Consider the following 25,005-nt stretch of genomic DNA (forward strand, 5'->3'; position numbering starts at 1 on the left):
TTATCTCTCCCCAAATCTTCCCTCTTAACCTTTTCTCTCTTACCTTCTGTCTCCTGTCTCCAGTATAGCTGTCTCCTAGTCAAAAAAACTTGATATTTATATGAAGATACGGTTAGGGGTTCTATAATAGACATCTGGTGAAAAAGATGTAAACTTTTTGTAACAGTAGAGAACAGGGAACAGGGAAGATGTTTTTAGGAAAAAAACACGGAAAATGATTTTGTGAGTAACTTTTACAACCCTAGTTTATAGTAAATAAAGAGCAAGTTTATTTTCTGGAGATGTCTAATAGTTCTAGCAATCTTCACTGTCATCTGATGCGATTGCCTGACTATTAGACCAACCACAAAATAGCTGTCGCTATGCTCCGCCAACGCTTACAAAACTTTACAAACAGTCTCTAACTTTTGGATATAGGATTATAGATGTTCAGCTTTACACACAAAAATGTTGGAGGACTATATGACACCAAATAATGGAGTTCACTCAACTAAAGTGAACCACACAAAAGCTCACCGAAAGTTGATGACAGCTATTATCGCTCTATTTGCTTTCACTTTTGTCCTATTTGGCTTTTCGGGGGTGACTTCCCCAGCGTTTGCTGGGCCAGGCGGAACCTATACAACAGGATGGGTGACACGGTTTAATGTTAGTGACGGAGTGGAAGCAACTCAGTGGTATGAGGAAAAACTTGGCATGATCGTCAATAAGGAAAATTCCGCATTCCCTTATTATGTGCAACTTTTCTATCCAGAACTTCCTGACACACAAATTGGCCTGAGTCAGAGTAAACCTGTTCAATCGGGAAAAGCAACTGCTACGATCGCTGTAGATGATATTGAGCAAGCGGTAGATTTCCTAGATTATAAAGGGGTTGAAGTTGGGCCACTTTGCAATGCGGGGGATGGTTATACGGTACTCGCCTTCTTTTGCGATCCTGATGGCAATAATTTGGCTCTTCGTCAGGATGGTTTTCCGAATTCTTTTGATGATTGTGGATCGCCTGTATGCAATAATTGCGACTACTAGGAATGTCGGTCGTGAATTGCCCTGCAATTATTTTTGATTGACTGCTAATATCAAGTTCAGATAAATAGTCGATTGTCCGAACTTGATATTATACCAAATTAAAAAAAGGCAGTTACATCTTAATTTGTCATTTATTCCTAAAAGAAAAAATTATAAATTCCATAAATTATAAAATTTTCACATTTTTTCCTCTTTTTTATGATGTTTTTCTTTCCCTGTTCCCTGTTCCCTGTTCCCTGTTCCCTGTGTAGTCACTGTAGCAATATTTTATGAAATTGGTATTAGTAACCGCTAGCTGAAAATCAAGTTGAAAATCAAATCCCACTCCACTCCCTTAAAATTGGTAAAACAAAAGTAATAGGCGCTCTTTCTTCTACTCGTACTCGCGTTGTTGTAGTTGTACCAGCAGTTAATTTTTGTTGGGGTCCTTTTGAAGAAGACCATTGATAACCACTAAAGGTATTGGGGTCTAATTTTAGTTGAGCGATCGCTTCAATTTTTCCCCCACTTTCGCCGATAATATTTTCTACTATTTCGGAATTTCCTACTACAAAGTTTGCACCTTCTTTTGTTACAGGAAAATCCGATAAAGAAATAATTTCGCCGATAATTCCACCAAACCTTTCCCGTTTTACAGTATCAGGAGTGATTAAAATTTCCATCTCTGGTGTGATGCGTTTACCATCTGAAACAGCAAAATAACTGACTGCTTGTAGTTCTCCTGATTTTCCTTTGATATTAATTTTACCCAGAGTAGTACCTGGATTGACAAATTGTCCTAAAGTAGTTTGAATTTCCAAAATACATCCATCTACAGGACTAATAATTTTACTATTATCAGCAATTTGTTTTTCTAATTGAGCAATTTCTCGTTTAACTTCTTCAATTTGATTTTTGCGTGTATTAACTGCTTCTAAATTGTCTTGTTCTAAACGTTTTCTCTGAGTATCTAAATCTTGTAAATCTGCTTTTATTTGAGTTATTGTATTCTGATTTTCTAAAAATTTTTGCCTTGTTTCTGTTTCTTGTAGTTTGAGTTTTTGTAATTCAGCTTTAATTTCATTAATTTTGTTGATATTCTCTAAAAATTGTTCGTCAGTTTCGGTTGTTTGTAAATCTAATTCTTGGATTTGGGTTTCAATTTCTCTAATAGTATTGAGGTTGTCTAAATATTTTTGATTAACTTCTGCTTTCTGCGCTTTTAATTCTGTTAATTCAGTCTCAATTTCTTTGATATTATTGAGGTTTTGTGCATATTTTTCTATAGCTTCTGTTCGCTCTACTTCTAGTTGTTTTAGCTCTGCTTCTATTTCTGTAATATTTTGCAGATTTTGTTGATATTCTTGTTTGCTTTGCAGTAGAGTATCTTCAGAAATTGCTCCCTGTTCATATAAGTCCTGACGTCTTTTTAGTCTCTCCTCAAAAGTAGGAGTTAACTCTCGTGCATCTTGTAAACGTTGCAGTAGACTTTCTCGTTTTTGTTGTAATGCTACTTCATTTTGATTCAGCAAAATAGGGGTTAAAGCCTTGGTATTTTCTAAACTTTGTTCCAGGGTAATTTTTTGTTCGGCAAGTGCTGCTAGCTGTTTTTCTTGTAACTCAGGAGTTAGTGTTTTAGCATCTTGTAAACGCTGTTGTAAGCTAGTTCGTTGCTTGGCGATCGCTTCTAATTTTTTCTCTTTTAATATAGGAGTTACTGTTTCTAGGTCTGACAAACGTTGTTCTAAACTCTGACGTTGTTCTCGGATGGCATTTAATGTATCATTTTGCAGTATTGGCGCTATTGCCTGAGTATCTTTCAAGCGTTGTTCTAAACTGTTTTTTTTTCCTGCTAAAGCTTCTATTTCGAGTTGAGTACGTTGATTTTGTAGTTGTTGGGTATCTTGAGCTTGAGTTTGTAGTTGAATTAGTTTATTCTGTTGTAATTCTAATTGTTTTTTAAGCTGAGATGGATCGATAGTTGCCAGTACATAATTTTTTTTTATGCACTGCCCATCTTGTATATTTAAAGATTGTAATCTACCAGCGATCGCTGACTGAAATTCTATTACTTGTCGAGGGCGAATTAATACTCCTTTTCCACTAATAGTAATAGGTATTTTGCCGAAAATACTCCATAATAAACCCAGAATTACTAGACTACCTAATGTTGCTAAAGGTAGCCAATCTTTGAGAGTAACTACTTGCATTAATTGGTCTAGTCGTTCTGGGGAAGAAAGCCGTTCTAAAGATTCTTTGCGGAATATACGGCGCTGTTTTTCAGACATTAATAACTGTAGATTAACTTCCCATGACTTTTTTTAAATTAACTTAGATATGATTCAAGAAGTAAATAAGTAAGAAGAGAAACTCAATAAATCTTCAATTATTTATTTGTAATTAAATTTTGACTTCTTAAAAGTGTTTCTGTCATGGTAGCCAATTTCTGCAAACTAGCTTCTAATTCATCAGCACGTTGTTGATGTTTTTGCTTACGCATTAGAGCAGCACGAGCTAAATCTTCCCGGTCTTGTTTGACCGCCGCCACTGCTACTTTTTGCCAGGTATTTATTTCCTGTTTAAGTTGTTTATATTCTGGTTGAATATTTTCCCAAGCTATTTTTATATCTGCTAAAGCTTTGTTGACTAATTCAGTAGTATCTAAGTCAGTTTTTACTCCTAAAATTGCTTGCTTAATTGGTTCTGAAATTTGCTCAACATTAATGTGATAAAGCAGAGGAATAAAGTTTTTTACCTGTTGACTTTGACTAACTCCAGTTATGCACCAAGTAGCAAAATGTTCACAATTATTTTTAATAATATTATATTTTCTTTCTCCTAATCTACTTTCTGCTCTTTGAATGACTGTATCAGCAATATAACGAACTGGGTAACGTTTTACATAAACTTTTCTTCTATCAGTAAAATATTCTTTAGAAGTTCTTTCAATAGTTTCTGTACCCTTACGATAATGAATAACTGTTCCATCACCACAGTCAATGCCATGATGTTCGTAAACACCATCTATATTTAGAAACTCTCTAAGAGTATATATTTGCTCTCCTCTTGCCATATTATTTTTCAAGTTTTACTTAATTTAACTAGCTATCAGCTATCAGCTATTAGCTGTCAGCTATTAGCTTAAAAAGGTAGTGCATAGATAATGGTATCTGTTTGCGGAGTAATCCGTTAGGAAAAGCTTGGTTCAACAATTAATAATTAATAATTACCTTTGCTTGAAAACGGATAGGATTGACGCGGTAGGGGAAATTAATTCATTGTTTCTCCTTTAAATAAAGGAGAGGATTTTTACCTTAATTATTCGGTAAAATATCCCCGACGCGTGAGCAAGTCGTTTAATTTTAGGAGGGGTTGTTCATACCCTTTTCGTTCTGGAATACTTTTTAACCTATTTCTATTTTAATCTGACTGAGACAAGTTTTACACAAACTAAAACCACTAACCCTAAAGCTAAAATTCCAGCAGTAACTGCAATAACTGGCATATCTAAATGACGAATTACAATGGCTATAAATGCCCAAATAAATACTAAAGGATAAGCAATATCTTGTTTTTGTATATTAATAATTGCTGCAATAATTGCTCCAATTATCAACATAATGATTGTCCAAAATATGGCAATTTGCCCTATACTATTCCAACCTAAGTAATGTAGGGCGCTTGCTATATTCACAATTGTTGCCACACTAATCCAAGCAAAATATATACTGATGGGATGATGAACTAACCATTTATCTTTTTTAGGCACTCTTTCATAACTAATTCCTAAACTTAGATATAAGCAAATTAAACAACCTAAAATTCCTAACATTGCCAAAACTGAAAAAGTAAATAATTGATATTGAAATAAAAATACCCAGATAATTTGTGCCAGACTCGCACCTACTAAAAAATATCCACATCTCTGTAAAATAGGATTTTCTCTTTGTACTGGTAATACTTGATAAATTCCAAAACTAATTAAACCTAAATAAATTAATCCCCAAATTGCAAAAGCATAACTAGCCGGAATAATTAAAACATCCTCAAATACAGTGTTAGAAATTTCACCAATAGTTTTGCCACCAGGAGGAGCAAGATTAACATAAACATTCAGAAAAAAAGCAGCAATAATTCCTATTAAATTAGCCCACTGTCGAATAATGTTTGAATTAAATTTGTTAGTATTAGTTTCCATAATTGTCTTTACTCTTATTAATAAATCCGATTAAGCCAAATTATAACTTAGCCCGGAAGTTGTTACCTCTACAACTCACCGGGCTACTTGATTTAAATAATTAGTTAATCTTAATCAAATTATAACATTTATATTTGTAGAATTAATCTCTAATTACTTCTAGTCCACAAGCTTCTGCCAGTTGTTGTGCTATGCTCTTATATTTTCGAGGTGGAGTGTGAGTATCTAAATCTAAATTAAAACCTTCTATAACACGCTGAATTAATTTTGAACGCCATATAGCTTCTATTTCATAATCAGAACTTAGACTGCCTTCAGATAATGCTAACCTCAATTTATCTAATATTTGAAATTGTCCCACTAAAATTGCTGCTTTAGTAACATCATTAGAATCAGTATCAAGAGCATCTAGTTGCCTACTAACTCGATTCCATTCACAATCAATTATCTCGGTCAAAACTGCAGCAAGTTTAGCATTACGTTGCTGTGTCAATATCTGAAATTCGTCGTTAGTCATCATTATTAACTCCTAAATATATGATTATCGACTGTCTAATTTTATATATCACATCTACACTGTTGACTCCCATGAATATAATCTTAAATTTTGAATAATTTATTTCCTATATGGCCTCTTGATTTGATTTCAGATAATCAGTTAATAAATAGACATCTCGAGAAAAGAGGCAGTAGGGACGTTGTATGCAACGTCCCTACAGAGTAGGGGGAAATAATTGATAATTTATGGATAATAATTAATTTTATTTTGGATTTTTACCAGATGTATTATTAATAATTGCTGAGATTTACATATTTCATAAATTGCTGATTATTAAGCTAATTTTTTGAAAAATTAAAAACAAGGTTAGCTTGAATTTTATGAACTATTTGTTATTTAAAAATGAATATTTTTTTACAGTTTTGTGGAACACTTAATTTCAATATCTACGAAATAAAAAACAAAGGAATGTTAAAAAAAACATACCAACTATTAAGAGCGAAAAAGACACAGTTAACATCAAACAGAAGTAGATAACAAAAGGAGGAAAAAAGATTTGATTTTGACTTTTGCAATAGGTATAGTCAAGAATCAAGGTAGAAATAAACTTTCCTGAATTTTACTGATAATGACTGATTAATCTGAGTATAATAATCTATCAGCAATAAAATTCTGTTAAAGGAATCTAAATAATGACAAAATTACGAGTAGGTTTATTATTTGGCGGTTGTTCCGGGGAACATGAAGTATCCCTTAATTCGGCAAAAGCGATCGCTACTGCTTTAACTCAAGGTCAAAATACAGACAAATACGAATTAATGCCAATTTACATTCAAAAAGATGGTTGTTGGCAAGCAACTGATTTTTCTCAGCAAGTTCTAGAGTCTGGCAACTTACCATCATTGCCGCTTATAGATGATAATTCCGAGTCTGAAACCAGCTCCTCTCTTGCTTCTCAAACCTCGTCTTACCTGTGGCAAACTCCCCCTCAAGCTGCCCAAGTAGATGTCTGGTTTCCAGTGCTTCACGGTCCCAATGGCGAAGATGGTACTATACAGGGTCTACTGAAGTTAATGCAGGTTCCATTTGTTGGGTCTGGGGTTTTGGGGTCTGCAATGGGTATGGATAAGATCGCGATGAAAATGGCTTTTGCTCAAGCAGGTTTGTCGCAGGTAAAATATCAGGCAGTGACGCGATCGCAGATTTGGTCTAATCCTTGTGTGTTTCCCAAATTGTGTGATGATATTGAGGCAGCTTTAGAATATCCCTGTTTTGTTAAACCTGCAAATTTAGGTTCGTCAGTAGGTATTGCTAAGGTGCGGTCGCGAGCGGAGTTGGAAACTGCTTTGGATAATGCTGCTAGTTATGACCGTCGAATTATTGTTGAAGCGGGTGTGGAAGCTAGAGAGTTGGAATGTGCGGTGCTGGGAAATGATGTCCCGAAAGCTTCTGTGGTGGGAGAGATTACTTTTGAGAGTGATTTTTATGATTATGAAACCAAGTATACAGAAGGAAAAGCAGATTTATTTATTCCAGCACGAGTCAGTGAAGCGATCGCTGCTCAAATTCAAGAAATGGCAACTCAAGCATTTTTAGCTGTGGATGCTGCTGGTTTAGCTAGGGTTGACTTTTTCTATGTAGAGAAAACAGGAGAAATTTTGATTAATGAAATTAATACGATGCCTGGTTTTACTGCGACAAGTATGTATCCTATGCTCTGGAAAGCTAGTGGAATTCCTTTTTCTGAGTTAGTAGACTGTTTAATTCAATTAGCATTAGAAAGACATTCTAAGTAATTAATCACAAAAGGGTTTAATCCCCCCAAACCTCCTTGGGAAGGGGGGCTTAATAATTTAGACTTATGCCATAATTTCATTAAAATTCTATCACAATTTTCTGTAGGTTGGGTAGATCGACAGCGTTAGCGCAGCTTGTCCGTAGGATCAACCCAACATTTATCTTTTTTGTCAATCAGGACTTACACAAATTCACTCTGAAAACGCCATATGTAGGGGCGAATGGTATTCGCCCTCACTATATTTAGTTTCCATGCGTAAGTCCTGTCATATTAAATAAGTTGATACATACAATCCAGGAATCATTAATTATGGATAGAGAAAAAGAAGCGATCGCTTTACCAAAAAGAACTCAAAAATTTCGGACAAGATTATTTCCTGGAAAGACATTACCTTCTCAAGAAATAGCAAGACGCAAAGCTATCAAAGCAGAATTTAGCGATCGCTGTCGAACAGTCTTTGAAAAACTTCGCCCTCAATTAATTGACAAATATTACAACCATTTTATTGCAGTCGATCCAGACAGTGAAGAATATATAATCGACTCATCCTTAGAAAACTTAATTCAAAAAGTCCGCAGTTGTTACCCAGATGGTAAAGTCAAAGTCGCTATTTATCGACTTAATGAAACAGGAGCTTGTGGCAGAATATAATGTTTGGTAGGTTTGGAGATAATAGCGAATTATTGTTTGAAATAGAATTAGTTGCTGTAAATTGTACAAGTGAAAAATTAATCAAAATAAAAATTATCGGAATGTAGTATAATGTATTTTTTGTAAATATTATAGTTAATTAACTGAATATAAAAAATGCCAACTCCAAAAGAAGTTTTTGATAATCCAGAGAAATATTGGGATTTTTTGACATCTTCTACTGCTGAGGAATTTGAAGGTCAATATTTTGATCGTAAGGAAGCTGGTCGTCCAGAAGAAAGCGAAAATGGTTGTGTTAGTAAAAATACACTTAAAGCACTTAAAGAACAAGTTAAGGAGTGTGTATCTGCCTTTGCTAATTCCAATAAAGAAGGGGGACTTTTAGTATTAGGAATTTCTGATAATGGAGATTTTACGGGTGTCAATCATCTTTTTGAAGAGCAGATTAATGGACTAACAAAAATTAATGACTTGCTTAAAAATCAATCTGCGTCAATCAAATTTTATCGTCCAGAAAGAGAGACTAAAGAAATTTGCTTGATTTATGTTCCTTACACAGAAAATGCAATCTGCGAGACACTGGGAAACCAACCTAAAAGTTGGGAGCGACGAGGTTATCAAAATATTTTATTAGATGATATTCAAAGAGATAGACTTCGCCGAGATAAGAAAATAGTTAGTTTTGAAAATCAGTATTGTTCTACTTATGATGCTGATGATTTAGAAAAAAGAGTTTTAAATGAATTTAGTAATGAATATTTGAAAGATGCTGAATATGATGATTATATTAATGAGAAACTTCTGTACCAAGCAGGAGCTTTAATAAAAGATGGAAATAATTATGCTTTTACTAATGCAGGGTTTCTATTTTTTGTAGCAAACCCTCAAAGAATAATGCCTTGGTCATATATTAGATTACTTAGATTTGAGGTTAACAACGAAGATAGAAATAAACGTAGACTGCCAACTTTTGAAAAAGAATTTACTGGTTCAATTACTAAACAAATTCGCGATATAAGAACTTTTTTGAAAGAATCTGGATTCTTTAAACTATACCAAAAAAGAAATCCTGATGGGGGATTTTCTGAAGAACCAGAATATCCTTATATTTCTATTGATGAAGCTATTGTTAATGCAGTTGCCCATAGAGATTATGCTATACAACTTCCGATAGAATGTGAATTATATAAAGATGTTTTTGTGGTTCGGAATGGAGGGCGTATTTTGCAAAGAGACCAAGAAGTCCCCCCCGAATTTAGACTTGATGATAAGATAATACTCAATTCAATGCCTCGCAATCCCAAACTAATTGAATGGTTGAAAATTATGCGCGAGAAAGGAGGATCAGCCTTTGTTAGAGCATTAAGTGAAGGTACTAAACGAATGCGGGATGAAATGATAAAGTTGAATTTACCTGCCCCTTTATATATAGTTAATCCAGCAGAAACCACCTTGATTTTATGTAGTAATTCTGCTGAACGTGAGGCTAAGTTTGCTGCTGATTCTGGATTAGGTGCGACTAATGAATTTTCTAATTTATTTCCTCTTAAATTTATCCTAGAAAATGGTAATACTCCAGAGGATTTTTTTTTACAGCAAAGACGGAAGGATATTATATCTGCTTTGAAGAATGCCTTAACTTCTAATGCTTGGTATATTGAAGAAAATACATTGAATCGTTTAGTAGCTCACCGTCAAAGAGCTTATATTCCGCAAAACGAAAAGGTTGATAAAATAGTCAGATTTTATCAAGGATACTCATTTCGAATTTACCCATACTGGAATAATTTTAACCTTATGATCGACTTGAATTTGCAAGTTAGGAATGTTCAGAATGTTTCTAAATTGTTTAGAGATTATCCTGCTAGTTTTTTTGTCGGTAAAAGAGTTTTAGCTAGATGGCAAGAAAACTGGTATCGTGGAAATATTATTAGGGCTAATCCTAAATATACCAATTTAAATATTTTTGATTTTAAAAAAGAAGTACAAGTTCCTAGCAATTTGGTAATTCCTAATTTACAAGATAGTACTATTGAAGAAATTCTGAATAAAAGAAAGATTAAATTTAATTTGTCTACTAAAATTGAAGAACTAAGTTTGGAGAACAAACATGATGCAGCTGAAATTAGAGCTGAAAAAATACAGGCAATTGCTAAATATTTATCTCAAGATATTTTCAAACCTTTAATTATTGGAGGAATGCAGATATTTATGGAGCCGTCGCCAACTTCATTATCTAAATCTAATAGAGCGGGAAATTGAGGGTCAACAGTTTACCAGAACCGAGTGTCTAATTTAATCGCCACCGTCCAGAAAATACACCCCAACCACTTCCTGATTTAAAAGCTTGGTGGTAGTGCATTGCATTATTTTTGTTAGGAGGTACGGTAGTGGGAGCATCTTGCTCCCGTGCCAAGCATTTCTTGTTACTTGTATACCATTACTATGCAGGACTACTAACTTCTGACTTCGTTAACACCCCTCCAACTTCGCCACCTCAAACCGAGTCTTCAACACAGAATCAGGATTCAAACTAATAGAATCAATCCCCAACTCTACCAACAACTTCGCAAATTCAGGATGATCGCTCGGTGCCTGACCACAAATACCAATCTTACGCCCGCACTCATGAGCAATAGTAATCGCAATCTTAATCATTCGCCTCACAGCATCATGGCGTTCGTCAAAAATATCTGCTACCAATGCCGAATCTCGGTCTAAACCCAATACCAACTGAGTCAAATCATTCGACCCAATAGAAAATCCATCAAACACTTGAGCAAACTGTTCCATTAAAATCACATTACTCGGTAACTCACACATCACATAAACCTGCAAACCATTCTCACCCCTCTCCAAACCATACTTAGCCATCTCCCCTAAAACCTTCATCCCTTCTTGGGGTGTACGACAAAACGGAATCATCGGAATTACATTTGCCAATCCCATTTTATCCCGCACTCGCTTCAGCGCCATACATTCCAGACCAAAAGCATCCCGATATTTGGGATGATAATAACGAGACGCACCCCGCCAACCAATCATCGGGTTTTCCTCATCGGGTTCAAACTGTTTCCCTCCCAATAAATTAGCATATTCATTACTCTTAAAATCGCTCATCCGCACAATCACAGGTTTCGGATAAAAAGCAGCAGCGATCCCTCCCATCCCATAAGCTAGGCGATCAATAAAAAAATCTGCCTTGTGTTCGTATCCCATAGTCAATTCAGCGATTTTTGCCTTTTCCACCTCATCTTCCACTTCGTCAAAATGCAGCAATGCTAAAGGATGCACCCCAATATGATTAGCAATTACGAATTCCGATCTAGCCAAACCCACACCATCAGCAGGAATTGCCGACAACCGAAAAACCTCCTCTGGGTTGCCCACATTCATCAAAATGCGGGTGCGAGTTTCTGGCAAATCATCCAATACCGTTTCCACAACCTCAAACGGCAACAACCCATCATAAACTATCCCCACTTCTCCCTCAGCACAGTCAACAGTCACCGCCTTACTATTGTACAATAGTTTCGTAGCATTTTCGCAACCAACAATCGCCGGAATACCCATCTCCCTGGCAATAATTGCAGCATGACAAGTACGCCCACCTTGGTTAGTAACTATAGCGCTAGCCTTTTTCATAATGGGTTCCCAGTCGGGGTCAGTTTTGTTAGTGACTAATATCTCCCCTGGTTTAAATTCAGAAATGTTATGGGTATCCAGAATTACGCGCACTTTACCTTGACCGATCGCCTGACCCACAGCGCGACCTGTTAACAACACTTTCCCTTTCTCCTGCAACTGATAACTACGCAGCAGATTACCAGATTTTTGAGATTGCACCGTTTCTGGTCGCGCCTGAACTATATATAAACTCTTGGTGATACCATCTTTTGCCCATTCAATATCCATCGGCGTGTAACTACCACGCACTTGGGAATAATGGTCTTCGATAATTACCGCCCAATGGGCAAGTTGCAGAATTTCATCATCACTCAGAGCAAACTGTTCTTGCTGTCGCTCTGGCACGGGTACGTTTTTAATCGAATTACCGCCATCATAAACCATTTTGATAGCTTTAGTACCTAGGCGTTTGTTGATAATAGTACGGAAACCTTCCCGGAGCGTAGGTTTAAATACTAAGTATTCATCGGGGTTGACAGCGCCTTGTACGACATTTTCCCCTAAACCATAAGCTGCTGTAATTAGGGCAGCATTTTTGAATCCGGTTTCGGTATCTATGGAAAACATGACACCGGAGGTAGCAAGGTCGGAACGCACCATTTTTTGAATGCCAACTGAGAGGGCAACATCGAAGTGGTCGAAACCTTTGATAGTGCGGTAGGAGATAGCGCGGTCGGTGAATACTGATGCGAAACATTTATGAGTCGCTTTGAGTACGCTTTCGACCCCGTGAATATTGAGGTAAGTTTCCTGTTGCCCGGCAAAACTGGCATCTGGTAAGTCTTCGGCAGTAGCACTGGAACGTACAGCAACATCTGTATCTTGACCGTAGAGATAACAAAGGGTTTCGTAGCTGAGGGCGATCGCTTTTTCGAGTTCTGCTGGAAAGGGTGTATTCATTATCAATGCTCGTGCTTTTTTACCCCGTTGTTGCAAATTTTTCATATCTTCAACATCAAGGTCGGCAAATAGTAGGCGCAGTTTTGCTTCTAAACCAGCAGATTTGATGAAGTAACGATAGGCGTAAGCAGTGGTAGCGAAACCATTAGGAATATTGATATTTTTGGGGGTAAGTTGTTGCATCATTTCTCCTAAAGATGCGTTTTTACCTCCTACTAAAGGAATGTCATTAATACTAACTTCATCAAACCACAATACTAAGCTTTTCTCTTTAGCAGTAAAAGTCTTATTTTGAATTGTTACTGTTTTTAGCATTGCTTTTATTTCTCCTAAAATTAAGCTGTTTCATCATGTCACGGTGCAGCTTGGATAGAATTTTTTTCACAAATTTATATTCAAGGCAAATCACTATATTTTTGCCTTTTAAAAACTCTTATTGTTAACGTTCAACAATATATATCACATTGATCCCTAAAAATTATTTACTCATTTATAGTTGTTTATTCTCCATATATTTTATTAAATAAATTCTGTTAAAATAATTTATTCCTCTATTAATATATTAATTAAACTCTATGTGACCGACAACTTTTCTGAGGTATACATCTTAGTTACCAAAAGTAAAAAAATGTTGATAGGAGTAGTGTAGAGGTACTTATTACAAAAGATTAAGCGCTTTAATAATTCTATAAAGGGGGTTTGACTGCGACTCATCTGAGGCAGACACATTACTGAGGCTGATAATTAAGCTTAAATAGAAATTAAATAACGATGGTTAATTTCTTTTTTTTAATCCCAACTATAGTTAAGTTAATATATTAAGTTTGTTTGGCGTTTTTTCCTACATAAGAGGTATTAAATCACCAGTATATATCTGTAAAAATCTTGATTTTAATCTCAAAAATATAGCAACCGTCATGTTAGTTAGAACAATTAGTGTGAGCATCTTGCTCGCGTTATAAATCATCATAATTAGGGTTTGCTGAAAAAGTCTTATGGGTGAGGGTAGGAGTCAACCCACCCCCGCCCCTCCCAGGAGGGGAAAAGCCGAGTCAGGATAAATGGGAATTACAGAGGATGTAGTTGGAATAATTGTCCCTTAATTTTTCTGCCCAACTCTTGCACAAAATGCTAGTTTTTTGAGCTTTCTTAACCGAAAAGCTGGCACTTTTTTTCAGTCTAATAAGGCTGAAACCTTTATATTTCAATACTTTGATAGTTAATCAGCAAGCCCTAATTACATCATGTTCGGATAATTATAGTAACTGCCAAGCACGCTCCTAATTGTAACTGTTCTGCCGTAAGCGTAGCTCCACCGAAGGGGACACACGATCGACTTACGCAGAATCACCTTGAAAATACCATATGTAGGGGCGCAATTCGGAGCTTTGCGTTAGCAAATGGTATTCGCCCTTAGTCAATGTAGTGTCTATGCGTAAGCCCTGATGATATCACCCTATGTCCTAACTATAGTGGCAACTGCTATAGAACCTTATGGTATCTTTGCCAGCGGTATGTACTTTTGGCATAGAAGTAGGGAAATTCGGCATTGCTGAGGGGTGGGATGAATATAAGTGGGGTGGATATCCTGCCAAGGAGTGAAAATATCAGGAACGGGCAAGATGCCCATTCCACTTCCACAAAACTATTAAAATCATCCCGCATTTATGCAACACCGGAAATTCAGAAATAGAATAGGGAAAAAAGTAGAAAAATGCTCCCCACTCCCCTAATTCCCTACTCCCCTACTCCCCCACTCCTAGATAACTGCTGAACAATTTAATTCGCTGCTGCCTCTGCTACAGTCGTAATAACTTCCTGGAATATCACTTCATCTTTACGAGGGTCAGCATGGGCAACTTTCACCTCTAGGCGATCGCCCACATTGACAGACCGACCAAACCGCATCGCCAACTCTAACCCCAATTCTTCCAATAACACCAACCCTAAATTAATTTCTTCTTTCAACCACCGAATTATCAACGCTTGCCAAACCTCATCTGTATTACGTCGCAAATATTCCAATCCCCAGTAACGGTTAGTAAATCTTTCCACACTAGAAGCTTCCTTGACGGCAGGAACTAAACTCATTACTATTTCTTGCATCTGGTCTCGAGTAAAAGGTAACTCGTCTCCTCGTAAATGAGCTTTAATTTGAAAGTGAGCCAATAGATCGCTATAACGCCGAATCGGAGAAGTAACCTGAACATAAGTTTCTAAGGCCAAACTAGCGTGACGAGCTGGTATAATACCCATTTCACTTTTAGGCATACATCTACGCATCGCACAAGAGCGAACTGGCCCAGCAGGCAATAATATTAGTTCTGCCTCTGGTGGAAGTTCTGGTTGGGGTTGACTGCGATAGGGAAGGGGTATATCATGTTTTTGACCATATTTTGCCCCAACCTCTCCTGCCATAATCATCATCTCTGCCACTAGCTGTCTTGATGGTGAGTCGTCCAATACTTCTACTTTTACTTCCTCACCTTCGACTTTAATCACTGACTCTGGCATATATATACTAATAGAGCCTTGTGACTGTCGCCACTGAAATCTTTGTTTCGCCCACTGATTGAGAACATGAATTTCTGGTTCTAGCTTAATCTGTAACTGTAACATTTCATCTACATCATCATAAGTCAGACGGTAGGTTGGTTTGATTAAGCTAGCGTGAATGCTGTAGTCTACAACTCCTCCACTTTCATCTAAAATAACGCCAAAACTCAAAGCGCTGCAAATTTGTCCCTGAATCAGACTCATTGGCCCTGTGGCCAACTCTGATGGGAACATCGGAATTATACCTGTGGGTAAATATAGTGTAGTAGTTCTTCGCCTTGCGTCTAGGTCTAACTCATCACCAGGAGTAAGTAAGCGAGTTGGGTCGGCAATATGTACCCATATCTTTTGTTGATTGTCTTCTAAAAATTCTATACTGAGGCCATCATCTATTTCTTTGGTGCTTTCATCGTCTATGGTATAGACTTTTAGATGAGTTAAATCCAAACGGTTTGTGTCTGGATCTGGCTGGGGAGATTGCAGGCAGCTTTGAGCCACTTCTAGTACCTTGGTAGAAAAATGTTTTGGGATCTGACTACGTCGCAGAAATAGATTTTCATGTTCGCTCCATATACCTAGATCCATTAATAGTTTAAACGCTGCTTCTGGAGTTTCGGGTAATTCTAAGACTGCCAAGGTATCCATTGCCTGGGTACGATTAGAAGCTTCTTCTCCGTAAGTCGCCAATTTTTCTATTACATCTAGGCGGTTATAATCGCTTGGTTGCCACTCTACTTCTTCTCCTGCTAGTCGGTTACGCACCCGGAGTAAAAAGTTTCCTAGTTCTTGTTGTTTTTGTTTTTGGACTTCTTGCTGATGTTTGATTTCTCCTACTTGGGCTATAGGTCGGGGTTCGTAGCGATCGCCTTTTTGCTTAAAGTAGAGTTTATCGTCTGATAGTAATATGTATGCTGCGTAACATTGGGCTGGTGTTTGTTCTGAAAATAGCAGTAAGGCCATTTCTTCTGGATTTACTGTTTCTGCTTCTTCTACCAGTAGTTCCCATGCTAATTCTATACTTGAAGGGTCTATATAAGTTTCTACTTCCTGAAGAAATTTGGGAATTTCTGATGATTTGTAACTTTCTCCTGCTACTTCATAACTGATTTGCTTTGGAGGTATGCTGTGAGATTGACCATTTGCTTCCACCACGACCCAGTTTTTTTTACCATCTGGACGTTCTGCTATGGCTAGTCGCCGTTCTCCATGCAATCTAAATTCAATTAATTTTCCCTTCTCCACTTTTCCTTATTTATATATCCCTATAAATTTTCAATTGCCTTGGCTTGGGTTGTGGTTTTTGCTAGTTTAGTTTGAGATTTTTTGACTTTGGTTTTTTTCTTAATATTTAACTTTTTCAGATTTTTCCAAAATCTCAAATCTCAAACACTCTATCTTCAGGTTTCTCTATTAACGTAGGGTAATAAAGCTACTAATCTAGCTCTTTTTATACTTTTCGTTAAATCTCTCTGCTGTTTTGAAGTTAAACCAGTGATTCTTCTTGGCAGAATTTTACCTCTTTCTGTAACATATTTCTTTAGTAGTTCCACATCTTTATAATCGATTGGATCGCCTGGTTTAATTGGTGATACTCTTTTGCGGAAGTAATTCGCCATTGCTAATTATTTGTTAGTTATTTTTGTTTACGTTTACGTTTTAGTTATTTACTGTTTTTAATACTCACTGAATTTTTACTTAATTTCTTTGTGAACTGTATGTTGATTACAGTGAGTACAGAATTTCTTCAATTCTAATCTTGAGGTTGTATTTCTACGGTTTTTAGTTGTTGTATACCTAGACACACCTTGTGAACGTTTATTGGAATTTGTTCTACACTCTGTGCATTCTAGTGTAATAACAATTCTGACTCCTTTAGCCATTTTTCAGTTTCCATGAATGTTAGACACAAATTACTATCTTCTCACATAGCGCTTGGCTTCGTCAACTAACCTCTTTACCTTAATATCTAGGGAGTAACCACGCATTGTCCCTACTACTATTGTCTGAGCTATTCTGTCATGGAAAGCTTGTTGATACCTTTCAATATCTACTAAAGCTACTGTAAAGTCCAAAAATAAAGGCATTATTAGTAGTAAGACAGCAGCATTTCCTGATGTTAAATTACTAATTCCTAACATGGCCAATGCCCCAGATAATGCTAAAATTCCTTCTCGCTTTGATAAATCTAGGATACCTGGATTTCTTTGGTATCTAGTATCTAAAACTTTCATATCTAGAGCATAGTGCCCTATACTCTGACCATAGTTTTTATAGACCACTAGTACTCGTGTTATTATCCAAAGTACCATAAAAAATAAAATAAACGTGAACCAATTATTGCTAATTATGGCACTCAAAAACCAAACTACTAAAGCATCTATACTGAATGCTGCTACGCGACGTGATAGAGGTGCTTTTGGCAATTGGGGTATAATATTATCGCTCATAAGATAGACCTTAATTATTTTTTGGTCTGGTTAGGAGAATATGTAACTGTTTTATTGGCTTTTGTTACTGTTCTATAATTTTATCATGTTTTTTATTTGTCAATTTTTCCGGGTTTTTCAGATATGAAGTTAATATACATAAATTATTACTGGTAGCTATGGGTAGGACTAATCCGATCTGATGGCTAAGTTACTAAGTAGTTATTAACTTGAATATGAAATTAAATCTAATTCAATCACAATATTCACTACAATTTAGGAATTACTATGATTTTACATTTAAGATAAAATGAGATTTTTGCTCTGGTCAATAATCAGTATGATTACTCCATAAATTCTCAAGTTTTGCTTTTAACTTTTAATTTTAAGTTTTACCGAAAAATTGAGTTTAAATCCTATTCTTTAAATGAGAAAAGCGGTCGTTTTGCGCTTCGCACAACTACCTTAAAGCCTAGCCTTTTACAGAGTAGCTCAACCTCGCCAACATGGAAAGCGCAGCATGAAAAATGGAACAAGCGGAGCTGCTCTACACTCTTAGGTTCTCCTTTCCCTAAAGTCCCGAAGGGAAGGCTATATCCAATCTACCAAGAGAAGAGAAAAAAATTTCCTGAAGCGTCAATCCTCTTATTTTCAAGAAGAGGTAATTATTAATTATTAATTGTTGAAGATTTTTCTTGTAACCTTTTATTTTGTTATTTTGTATAGTCACGACGGTTAAGATATTGAAGAAAGTTGTAGACGATAGGTTAATATTTCAATTTAATGGGAATTAAACCCCAAAAATTGTTGACAACGCAGGTTAAATGTGGAGCTTTCTACCCAATTGTTTGTGCAAATATTACAAATAATAGATTTTAAGTAAACGTTTTTCATCTACAAGCTAAAACTTAAAACCTAACACCTACTACCGAAAAGCTAATGGAAGTGTAGCAAAACAAAAATAATATCGGAACAAAAAAACTAATAGTTAATGCTAATCTTGTTTTATACAAAATCCGCCTTAGTAAAAGGGTATTTTTGAAAGTTACAGCCATTGCTAAATCAAGGATTGGGAGATGAGAAAAATCTGCTTTTATCGCTGGATTTGGTATGATCTAAAAGGTGTTGCTCAATCAAGCTATGAAACTTAAATTTGGCAAAATCTAAAAAGATTTTCAGTTAATAGCTAGGCGTTTCGCTGCACGATATGTTTGCGCAGCATGACCTAGGAAAACGTAGTAGCAATGCTGAACATTATCGCCATTGAAGAAAAATTATAGCCACCCATCAGCAACGCCATCTAAAAAAAACACAATTAGAGCTGATTTATAAAGTAAATATCAAGAGGCTGAAATCCTTGCAATACAAGGGTTTTTGCAGTTATAACCCAACAATACTTAAATCCCTGAGAGTTAGATTACATAAGGGTTTTAGCTAAGTTTACAAATCAGCTCTTAAGCTAGTACAAAATATCTTGAATTTATCATCAATGAAAGTCAGTTTTAATATCGTTCGTCAACATCAAAATACTACTCCTAGAGTTCAAACTTACACCTTAGAAGTTGAACCAGGCAATACAATTTTAGAATGCCTTAACCGAATTAAATGGGAGCAAGATGGTAGTTTAGCTTTTCGTAAAAATTGCCGTAATACTATCTGCGGTAGTTGTGGAATGAGAATTAATGGTCGTTCAGCTTTAGCGTGTAAAGAAAATATTAGAAACGAAGTAGATAGAATACAACAAATAGCTAATAATAGTAATAATAATTCTGCTAATACTACTGAAAAATCTATTCCAGAAATAACTATTGCTCCTATGGGCAATATGCCAGTAATTAAAGATTTGGTAGTAGATATGAAAAGTTTTTGGCAAAATCTAGAAACAGTTGAACCTTATATCAGCACAAAAGCACGACAAATTCCAGAACGAGAATTTTTACAGACTCCCACTGAACGGGATAAACTAAATCAAACAGGTAATTGTATTCTTTGTGGAGCCTGTTATTCTGAATGTAATGCTCGTGAAGTTAATCCAGATTTTGTTGGTCCACACGCTTTGGCTAAAGCTTATAGAATGGTAGCTGATTCTCGTGATAGTCAAATAGATAAAAGATTAGAAGAATATAATCTTGATACAGCAGGAGTCTGGGGTTGTACCCGTTGTTATTATTGTAATTCTGTTTGTCCAATGGAAGTAGCACCTATGGATCAAATAGGTAAAATTAAACAAGAAATTCTCGACCGTAAAGATCAGCAAGCTAGTCGTTCTATTCGCCATCGAAAAGTATTAATTGATTTGGTTAAAGATGGGGGTTGGATTGATGAACGAAAATTTGGTATTCAGGTAGTGGGTAACTATTTTAGAGATATTCAAGGATTATTGAGTTTGGGTCCATTAGGATTAAGAATGTTGGCAAAAGGTAAGTTTCCTTTGACTTTTGAACCTTCTGAGGGGACGGAAACTGTGCGATCGCTGATTGAATCAGTAAAAAAAATTGGACAATAAATCTACTGGGATAATTCAGTAATTTTATCCGTAATCAAAAATCTTTGGTGGTGGTGCATAGTAATGGTAAAAGTTAGGGGGAGGGATAATTTTTTCACAACCCATTCTCAAAATACTGTTGAATATCTGGGAGAATAAATATTTGGGTAGATACCAAGTTTTGTTCTTCAAACATTACTATGTAGGACTACCAAATCTTCAAAGCTAATAAAATTCTATCAATATCATGTCTGAAAATTTGACTTCTCAATCCACATCAGAATCTGCTAAAAAAGTTGAAACTACCAAGTTTAATGAACCTGCTTTTGGTTGGAATACTTACGCAGAAATAATCAATGGTAGGTTTGCTATGGTTGGATTTTTCATTTTGTTATTACTGGAATTATTTACTCATCAAGATTTTTTCTCTTGGTTAGGTTTGCGGTAAAAAATCAAGTTTAATTAGGGTTTGCTGAAAAAGTCTTTTTGTGGAGGGTAGGAGTCAGGAGTCAGGAGTCAGAATGAATGGGAATTACAGAGAAGGCAGTCGAAATAATTGTTGCTAAATTTTTCTGTCTTTGTCTGCTCAAAATGTGAGTATTTTGGGCGATTCGGAGCTAAAAGCTGACACTTTTTTTCGCAGCAAAAAGGCTAAAACCTTTATCTGTAAATGTTTTTATAGTTAATCATCAAGTCCTAATTAATGCTAATAGCTAATCTTGAGAATGACATTTAGCTATTAGCTATTAAATAGTCAAAAAATTAGTATTTATAAATCTGATGCTTGACCTGATTCAATTACTTGGAGATTATACTTTATAATGAATTATTACTGTTTTATCGCTGGAATTTCTCTATCTATATTCTGATTCTGGTTTAGATTTACTGTCTATTTTATTTATCGCAAATTGCGATGCTTTTTGTTTTATAAATCGGCGATTGTTGAAATTCCACAACTCCCCAACTCCCCAATTTTCTCTACCATTACTATGCACAACTACCAGATTTTTTTATTAGGTTTGTACTAGGATAATTTAGTTTTATTTGTTTTATTTATTCACAGCTAAATGTTAATGGCTAATCTTTAAATGGCATTTAGATATTAGCCATTAACCATTAAAATTTTTCAATTATAAATCTGATGTCTGACCTGACTCAATTACTTGGAGATTGTACTGACCCCTACCTGTTTTATCGTAAGAATTAACTATTAAACGATATTTACCTGTAACAGTTAGAGTAATTGTTAGTTGAGAATTTGTATTTTTCTGACTAACATCATCATGTTCTCCCAGTAATTCACCAGTAGGACTAAATACTGCTAAATAAGTATCAAAGTCAGGACTTTCTAAGATTACAGTTACTACTTGACCTGTTGTTCCTTCAAAAGTATGTTCATCATAAATACTTTCATCAGATGGAAGTACTAAGTCTCCATCACTCAGTGTTCCTTCTAGCTGTAATATTTCTTTTCCAACTTTTTGTTCTTGGGTAGAAGGAGTAGTTTCTTCTGGGGTTGGAGTTTCTTCTGGGGTTGGAGTTTCTTCTGGGGTTGGAGTTTCTTCTGGAGTTGGAGTAGTTTCTTCTGGAGTTGGAGTAGTTTCTTCTGGATTTGGAGTAGTTTCTTCTGGATTTGGAGTAGTTTCTTCTGGAGTTGGAGTAGTTTCTTCTGGATTTGGAGTAGTTTCTTCTGGATTTGGAGTAGTTTCTTCTGGAGTTGGAGTAGTTTCTTCTGGAGTTGGAGTATCCTGAACTAAAATTTCATTAGCATAGCTAGAATTGATAACCACCGGATGAAATAGAAGGATAGGGAAAAGTAAAGTTTTTCCCATAATACTTAGTAGACCAAAAGGAGCGATCGCCCAAAATCTTGCTTGACGCATTAATCACCTCAAATAAATATACTACTTAAATTCTCCAACTAGTCTACTAGCATAGTGGGAAATAATCACGAATAATTATTAATTGAAAAAGTTTAGGGTAAATTTTAGTTAGTAATTACAGAGTCTCAGTATAATCATCTTTTTTTTATTTTCAAACCAATACTTGTACTTAACTTATTAACTGTTTGATTTTGCTGTAATACAATTTGTTGCACTTCCTATAAATTCATGTTTCCTATAAATACATTTTTTGATAAAATTGCTATTATCCGCTCATTATGACATTTTAAATCAATTTAATATTTTATATAAACAAAATACAGTCCCTTGATTCTCCTAACCTCTAGCTCCTCTCTAAAAAAGGGGAGAATATGCGACAAGAAGTTTTAGTATTTCATCTCAATACATCTTATTAGGTTTCCGTTCCTCAAACCTACCTATATCTACTAACCACTGTACTGGCAAACGACTATTTACTATGTAGGTGACTTTTAAAGTCAAAATTTTTTCATCCTCCTTTGTCGATCTTTCTGGTCAAAAATTTTTTTTAATCTTCATATCCCTATCTATAAATCAATAGATAAAATTTCAGACAATTTATCTATAGTAATTTATCCTTTCACGCTCAAAGAAAGGTCTAATTCTGGGTGAAACAGACTCAATTTTCAACCGATATTCTCCTGACTCTCCTGCTTCATAAGAATTTGCTAATAACTTGTAAGTTCCATTTTCTGGTAGCGTAATCACAATTCTGGCATTTTTTTCTCCACCACTATCATCATCTTGAGCTAATTCTTGACCATTTGAACTTAATAAAATTAAGTAAGAATCTATTTTATTACTACTCATATCAATAGAAATCTTTTGACCTGCTAAACCTTCAAAAGCGTAAAGGTCATAATAACTATTGTCTACAGGTAATACATTAGATTCACTGTCCAAATTGCCCTTTATTTCTATTAAACCATTAAGGTCTAATTTTTCAGCCTGTCTCTCATCAAACATTCCTGTTTGCTGTTGAGCTACTAAAGGCGCTCTTCCTTCTCGAACCGCTCTTAGAAACTCTGGGACTCTATCCATAGATATAGCAAAACCAATGCCAATATTACCCCCTAATTGACCACGAGTAAATATAGCAGTATTGACACCAATAAGTTCTCCAGAACTATTCAATAGTGGCCCCCCCGAATTACCAGGGTTAATAGCTGCATCTGTTTGGATCAATCCTCTTTCTCGATCTATACGACTAACTATTCCTACAGTAAGAGTACCTTGAAATCTGCCAAAAGGATTTCCGATAGCAAAAGCTCGCTGACCTACTTTTGTCGAACCTGGACGAGCTATTCTAATAGTAGGAAGGTTTCTTTCTCCTCGAATTTTGAGAACTGCTAAGTCTAAATCTTCTTCACCAAAACCTATGACATCTGCTGTAACTTTTCTACCATCTGCTAAGGTAATTTTGACCACACCGCCTTGAGATACGACATGAGCATTTGTTAATACCATTCCGTCGGGACTGATAATGGCACCACTACCATTAGTTTTATCTGTATCTATGGAAACTACTGCTTGACTAGCTTGTTCATAAACACGAATATTAGTTTGTTCTTCTAGACTCAGAGAAAGTAGTGTTTCTTTTCGGTTTTTATTCAGGGGTCTGGGAATTGTATCCACTTTTATTTGAGCTTTGACTGGAGGAAAATTACTTAAATTCACACCAACTGCTACTACTACTATAAGTATTCTTAATGTGGTTTTTGACAAAAATTTGGCATTCATTGTTGCTTGTCAAGTCTAGTTTATATTTAATATTATTACGCAGTAATTTTTTGAAAAATAGAGTTAGGAGTTGAGTAGCCAATAGACAGAATTAATGAGTGAGTTATTCAGCAGTTGCCACTAACTAAAGACCACCCAATATTAATATTGGGTGAGAGTGTAGAACTTATTTATTTATCCTCATCCTATGTGAAAAAATCAATTCTGAATTCTTTACATCGCAAACTAAATTTATCGTCTACCTGTTTCCTGAATTATTTCTTAATAAAAATTTTCTTCAATTGATACTTAATTCCATAGATTAGAATCAGCTACTTATTAAGACATTTTAAAAGTTATACCAGTCCCTAAAAATAATGCTTTTTTTATAGAAAACTTCAGTTATTAAGTAATAAGTAAGGTTTAGTAATGTTTTTAGCAATTATTTGTATGAAGTAAAGATATCTTATTCTTTATTTACCTAGGACCTGCGGACGTTGCATGTAACATCCCTATTAATCCCTGCTCTCAAGAAGATGTAGCAAAAATGCGTGAGATTTGGCATTACTTTGTCTCTATAAATTTTAGCGTGGAAACAATGTAATATTAAAACTATTATCATTTTTATTGTAGCTCTTAGATTAGGGTTGCTGAGTGGTAATGATTTTTAGATTAAGTATCAACGAAAAACATAAGTTTTTCAATTTTACCTTCAGCTACTTACTATTACATTTGAGCAACTTTCTCAGATTAAGTACCTAGTCATAAATAAAATTAACTTTGAAGAGGAGGAGTCCCATAGGAGAATTGTCATATGTGCGAGGTACAGGAGTAAAAATTTGGCCGGGGTTGGCAAAAATTCACTATAGCAGTGGAAGGAAAGGTTAGGATATATCAAAAGCTTAAAACTCAGACAACGTCAGATTTTTCCAACTTCAGTCCTCTCCTAGATAACTAATCGCCTAGATAACTAAATCGCCTAGATAACTAATCGCCTAGATAACTAAATCGCCTAGATAACTAAATCGCCTAGGGCGTGTCATCAATTAAAAAATTGACAAAATGGGTATTGTATGCTCTAGGTCGATGGCGATCGCTATGCTAATAAAATGACAGAAGCTGCCAAATAAATTCCTCCTAGGAAGTTAACCGAACG

Annotated in this window: 17 protein-coding genes and 1 pseudogene; 6 read left to right on the top strand and 12 right to left on the bottom strand. The window is 35.5% G+C overall.

What is annotated here, in order from left to right; translation table 11 throughout:
• Window positions 1–462 precede the first annotated feature (462 nt).
• Window positions 463–1,029: a VOC family protein gene (locus F6K27_RS25005; protein WP_287278860.1), complete on the top strand. Its 567-nt coding sequence runs from the start codon at window positions 463–465 to the stop codon at window positions 1,027–1,029.
• A 314-nt stretch (window positions 1,030–1,343) separates the two neighbouring features.
• Here the strand turns inward: F6K27_RS25005 and F6K27_RS25010 are convergent, their stop codons facing one another.
• From F6K27_RS25010 to F6K27_RS25025, 4 genes are all read right to left on the bottom strand, one after another.
• A complete protein-coding gene (locus F6K27_RS25010; protein ID WP_287278861.1) occupies window positions 1,344–3,296 on the bottom strand; it encodes an NHLP bacteriocin system secretion protein in 1,953 nt (650 codons plus the stop codon).
• A 98-nt stretch (window positions 3,297–3,394) separates the two neighbouring features.
• On the bottom strand, window positions 3,395–4,081 hold the full coding sequence (locus F6K27_RS25015; RefSeq protein ID WP_287278863.1) for a lecithin retinol acyltransferase family protein: 687 nt from the start codon (window positions 4,079–4,081) through the stop codon (window positions 3,395–3,397).
• 342 nt (window positions 4,082–4,423) lie between these two features.
• Entirely contained in the window at window positions 4,424–5,206 is a 783-nt protein-coding gene (locus F6K27_RS25020; RefSeq protein ID WP_287278865.1) for a tryptophan-rich sensory protein, read from the bottom strand.
• A 142-nt stretch (window positions 5,207–5,348) separates the two neighbouring features.
• Window positions 5,349–5,726, bottom strand: coding sequence for a hypothetical protein (locus F6K27_RS25025; protein WP_287278867.1), 378 nt, complete (start codon window positions 5,724–5,726; stop codon window positions 5,349–5,351).
• Window positions 5,727–6,397: 671 nt separating this feature from the next.
• Here F6K27_RS25025 and F6K27_RS25030 point away from each other — a divergent pair.
• The 3 genes from F6K27_RS25030 (at window position 6,398) to F6K27_RS25040 (ending at window position 10,416) form a co-directional block, all read left to right on the top strand.
• Window positions 6,398–7,501: a D-alanine--D-alanine ligase family protein gene (locus F6K27_RS25030; protein ID WP_287278868.1), complete on the top strand. Its 1,104-nt coding sequence runs from the start codon at window positions 6,398–6,400 to the stop codon at window positions 7,499–7,501.
• A gap of 311 nt (window positions 7,502–7,812) precedes the next feature.
• Entirely contained in the window at window positions 7,813–8,154 is a 342-nt protein-coding gene (locus tag F6K27_RS25035; protein ID WP_287278870.1) for a hypothetical protein, read from the top strand.
• Between the two features lie 156 nt (window positions 8,155–8,310).
• A complete protein-coding gene (locus F6K27_RS25040; RefSeq protein WP_287278872.1) occupies window positions 8,311–10,416 on the top strand; it encodes an RNA-binding domain-containing protein in 2,106 nt (701 codons plus the stop codon).
• 28 nt (window positions 10,417–10,444) lie between these two features.
• Here the strand turns inward: F6K27_RS25040 and F6K27_RS25045 are convergent, their stop codons facing one another.
• From F6K27_RS25045 to F6K27_RS25070, 6 genes are all read right to left on the bottom strand, one after another.
• Window positions 10,445–10,570 (bottom strand): hypothetical protein, encoded by a 126-nt coding sequence (locus F6K27_RS25045; RefSeq protein ID WP_287278874.1) that lies wholly within the window; start codon window positions 10,568–10,570, stop codon window positions 10,445–10,447.
• Between the two features lie 56 nt (window positions 10,571–10,626).
• On the bottom strand, window positions 10,627–13,056 hold the full coding sequence (gene ppsA / locus F6K27_RS25050; RefSeq protein ID WP_287278876.1) for a phosphoenolpyruvate synthase: 2,430 nt from the start codon (window positions 13,054–13,056) through the stop codon (window positions 10,627–10,629).
• Window positions 13,057–14,520: 1,464 nt separating this feature from the next.
• Window positions 14,521–16,539, bottom strand: a complete 2,019-nt coding sequence (locus F6K27_RS25055) for a ribonuclease catalytic domain-containing protein (RefSeq protein WP_287278877.1) — start codon at window positions 16,537–16,539, stop codon at window positions 14,521–14,523.
• 155 nt (window positions 16,540–16,694) lie between these two features.
• Window positions 16,695–16,913 (bottom strand): 30S ribosomal protein S18, encoded by a 219-nt coding sequence (gene rpsR, locus F6K27_RS25060; protein ID WP_124147575.1) that lies wholly within the window; start codon window positions 16,911–16,913, stop codon window positions 16,695–16,697.
• A 75-nt stretch (window positions 16,914–16,988) separates the two neighbouring features.
• Window positions 16,989–17,177, bottom strand: coding sequence for a 50S ribosomal protein L33 (gene rpmG, locus F6K27_RS25065; RefSeq protein WP_287278879.1), 189 nt, complete (start codon window positions 17,175–17,177; stop codon window positions 16,989–16,991).
• Window positions 17,178–17,210: 33 nt separating this feature from the next.
• Window positions 17,211–17,744, bottom strand: a complete 534-nt coding sequence (locus F6K27_RS25070) for an RDD family protein (protein WP_287278880.1) — start codon at window positions 17,742–17,744, stop codon at window positions 17,211–17,213.
• Window positions 17,745–19,212: 1,468 nt separating this feature from the next.
• On the opposite strand from F6K27_RS25070, the gene F6K27_RS25075 reads away from it, so the two are divergent.
• Window positions 19,213–20,229: a succinate dehydrogenase/fumarate reductase iron-sulfur subunit gene (locus tag F6K27_RS25075; protein WP_287278885.1), complete on the top strand. Its 1,017-nt coding sequence runs from the start codon at window positions 19,213–19,215 to the stop codon at window positions 20,227–20,229.
• 226 nt (window positions 20,230–20,455) lie between these two features.
• Window positions 20,456–20,656 (top strand): chlorophyll a/b-binding protein, encoded by a 201-nt coding sequence (locus F6K27_RS25080; protein WP_287278882.1) that lies wholly within the window; start codon window positions 20,456–20,458, stop codon window positions 20,654–20,656.
• A gap of 682 nt (window positions 20,657–21,338) precedes the next feature.
• Here F6K27_RS25080 and F6K27_RS25085 read toward each other — a convergent pair.
• Window positions 21,339–22,091 carry a hypothetical protein gene (locus tag F6K27_RS25085; RefSeq protein WP_287278883.1) on the bottom strand — a complete coding sequence of 251 codons (753 nt, stop codon included), beginning with the start codon at window positions 22,089–22,091 and terminating at the stop codon, window positions 21,339–21,341.
• A gap of 642 nt (window positions 22,092–22,733) precedes the next feature.
• Window positions 22,734–23,870, bottom strand: a pseudogene (locus F6K27_RS25090) (trypsin-like peptidase domain-containing protein); the annotation flags it as partial.
• Window positions 23,871–25,005 lie beyond the last annotated feature (1,135 nt).

The sequence above is a fragment of the Okeania sp. SIO2F5 genome (assembly GCF_010692685.1).
In the GTDB taxonomy this organism is placed as follows: domain Bacteria; phylum Cyanobacteriota; class Cyanobacteriia; order Cyanobacteriales; family Microcoleaceae; genus Okeania; species Okeania hirsuta.

Coding starts and splice junctions, on each gene's coding strand:
- F6K27_RS25005 (WP_287278860.1), top strand. CDS start 463: ATGACACCAAATAATGGAGTTCACTCAACTAAAGTGAACCACACAAAA.
- F6K27_RS25010 (WP_287278861.1), bottom strand. CDS start 3,296: ATGTCTGAAAAACAGCGCCGTATATTCCGCAAAGAATCTTTAGAACGG.
- F6K27_RS25015 (WP_287278863.1), bottom strand. CDS start 4,081: ATGGCAAGAGGAGAGCAAATATATACTCTTAGAGAGTTTCTAAATATA.
- F6K27_RS25020 (WP_287278865.1), bottom strand. CDS start 5,206: ATGGAAACTAATACTAACAAATTTAATTCAAACATTATTCGACAGTGG.
- F6K27_RS25025 (WP_287278867.1), bottom strand. CDS start 5,726: ATGATGACTAACGACGAATTTCAGATATTGACACAGCAACGTAATGCT.
- F6K27_RS25030 (WP_287278868.1), top strand. CDS start 6,398: ATGACAAAATTACGAGTAGGTTTATTATTTGGCGGTTGTTCCGGGGAA.
- F6K27_RS25035 (WP_287278870.1), top strand. CDS start 7,813: ATGGATAGAGAAAAAGAAGCGATCGCTTTACCAAAAAGAACTCAAAAA.
- F6K27_RS25040 (WP_287278872.1), top strand. CDS start 8,311: ATGCCAACTCCAAAAGAAGTTTTTGATAATCCAGAGAAATATTGGGAT.
- ppsA (WP_287278876.1), bottom strand. CDS start 13,056: ATGCTAAAAACAGTAACAATTCAAAATAAGACTTTTACTGCTAAAGAG.
- rpsR (WP_124147575.1), bottom strand. CDS start 16,913: ATGGCGAATTACTTCCGCAAAAGAGTATCACCAATTAAACCAGGCGAT.
- rpmG (WP_287278879.1), bottom strand. CDS start 17,177: ATGGCTAAAGGAGTCAGAATTGTTATTACACTAGAATGCACAGAGTGT.
- F6K27_RS25070 (WP_287278880.1), bottom strand. CDS start 17,744: ATGAGCGATAATATTATACCCCAATTGCCAAAAGCACCTCTATCACGT.
- F6K27_RS25075 (WP_287278885.1), top strand. CDS start 19,213: ATGAAAGTCAGTTTTAATATCGTTCGTCAACATCAAAATACTACTCCT.
- F6K27_RS25080 (WP_287278882.1), top strand. CDS start 20,456: ATGTCTGAAAATTTGACTTCTCAATCCACATCAGAATCTGCTAAAAAA.
- F6K27_RS25085 (WP_287278883.1), bottom strand. CDS start 22,091: ATGCGTCAAGCAAGATTTTGGGCGATCGCTCCTTTTGGTCTACTAAGT.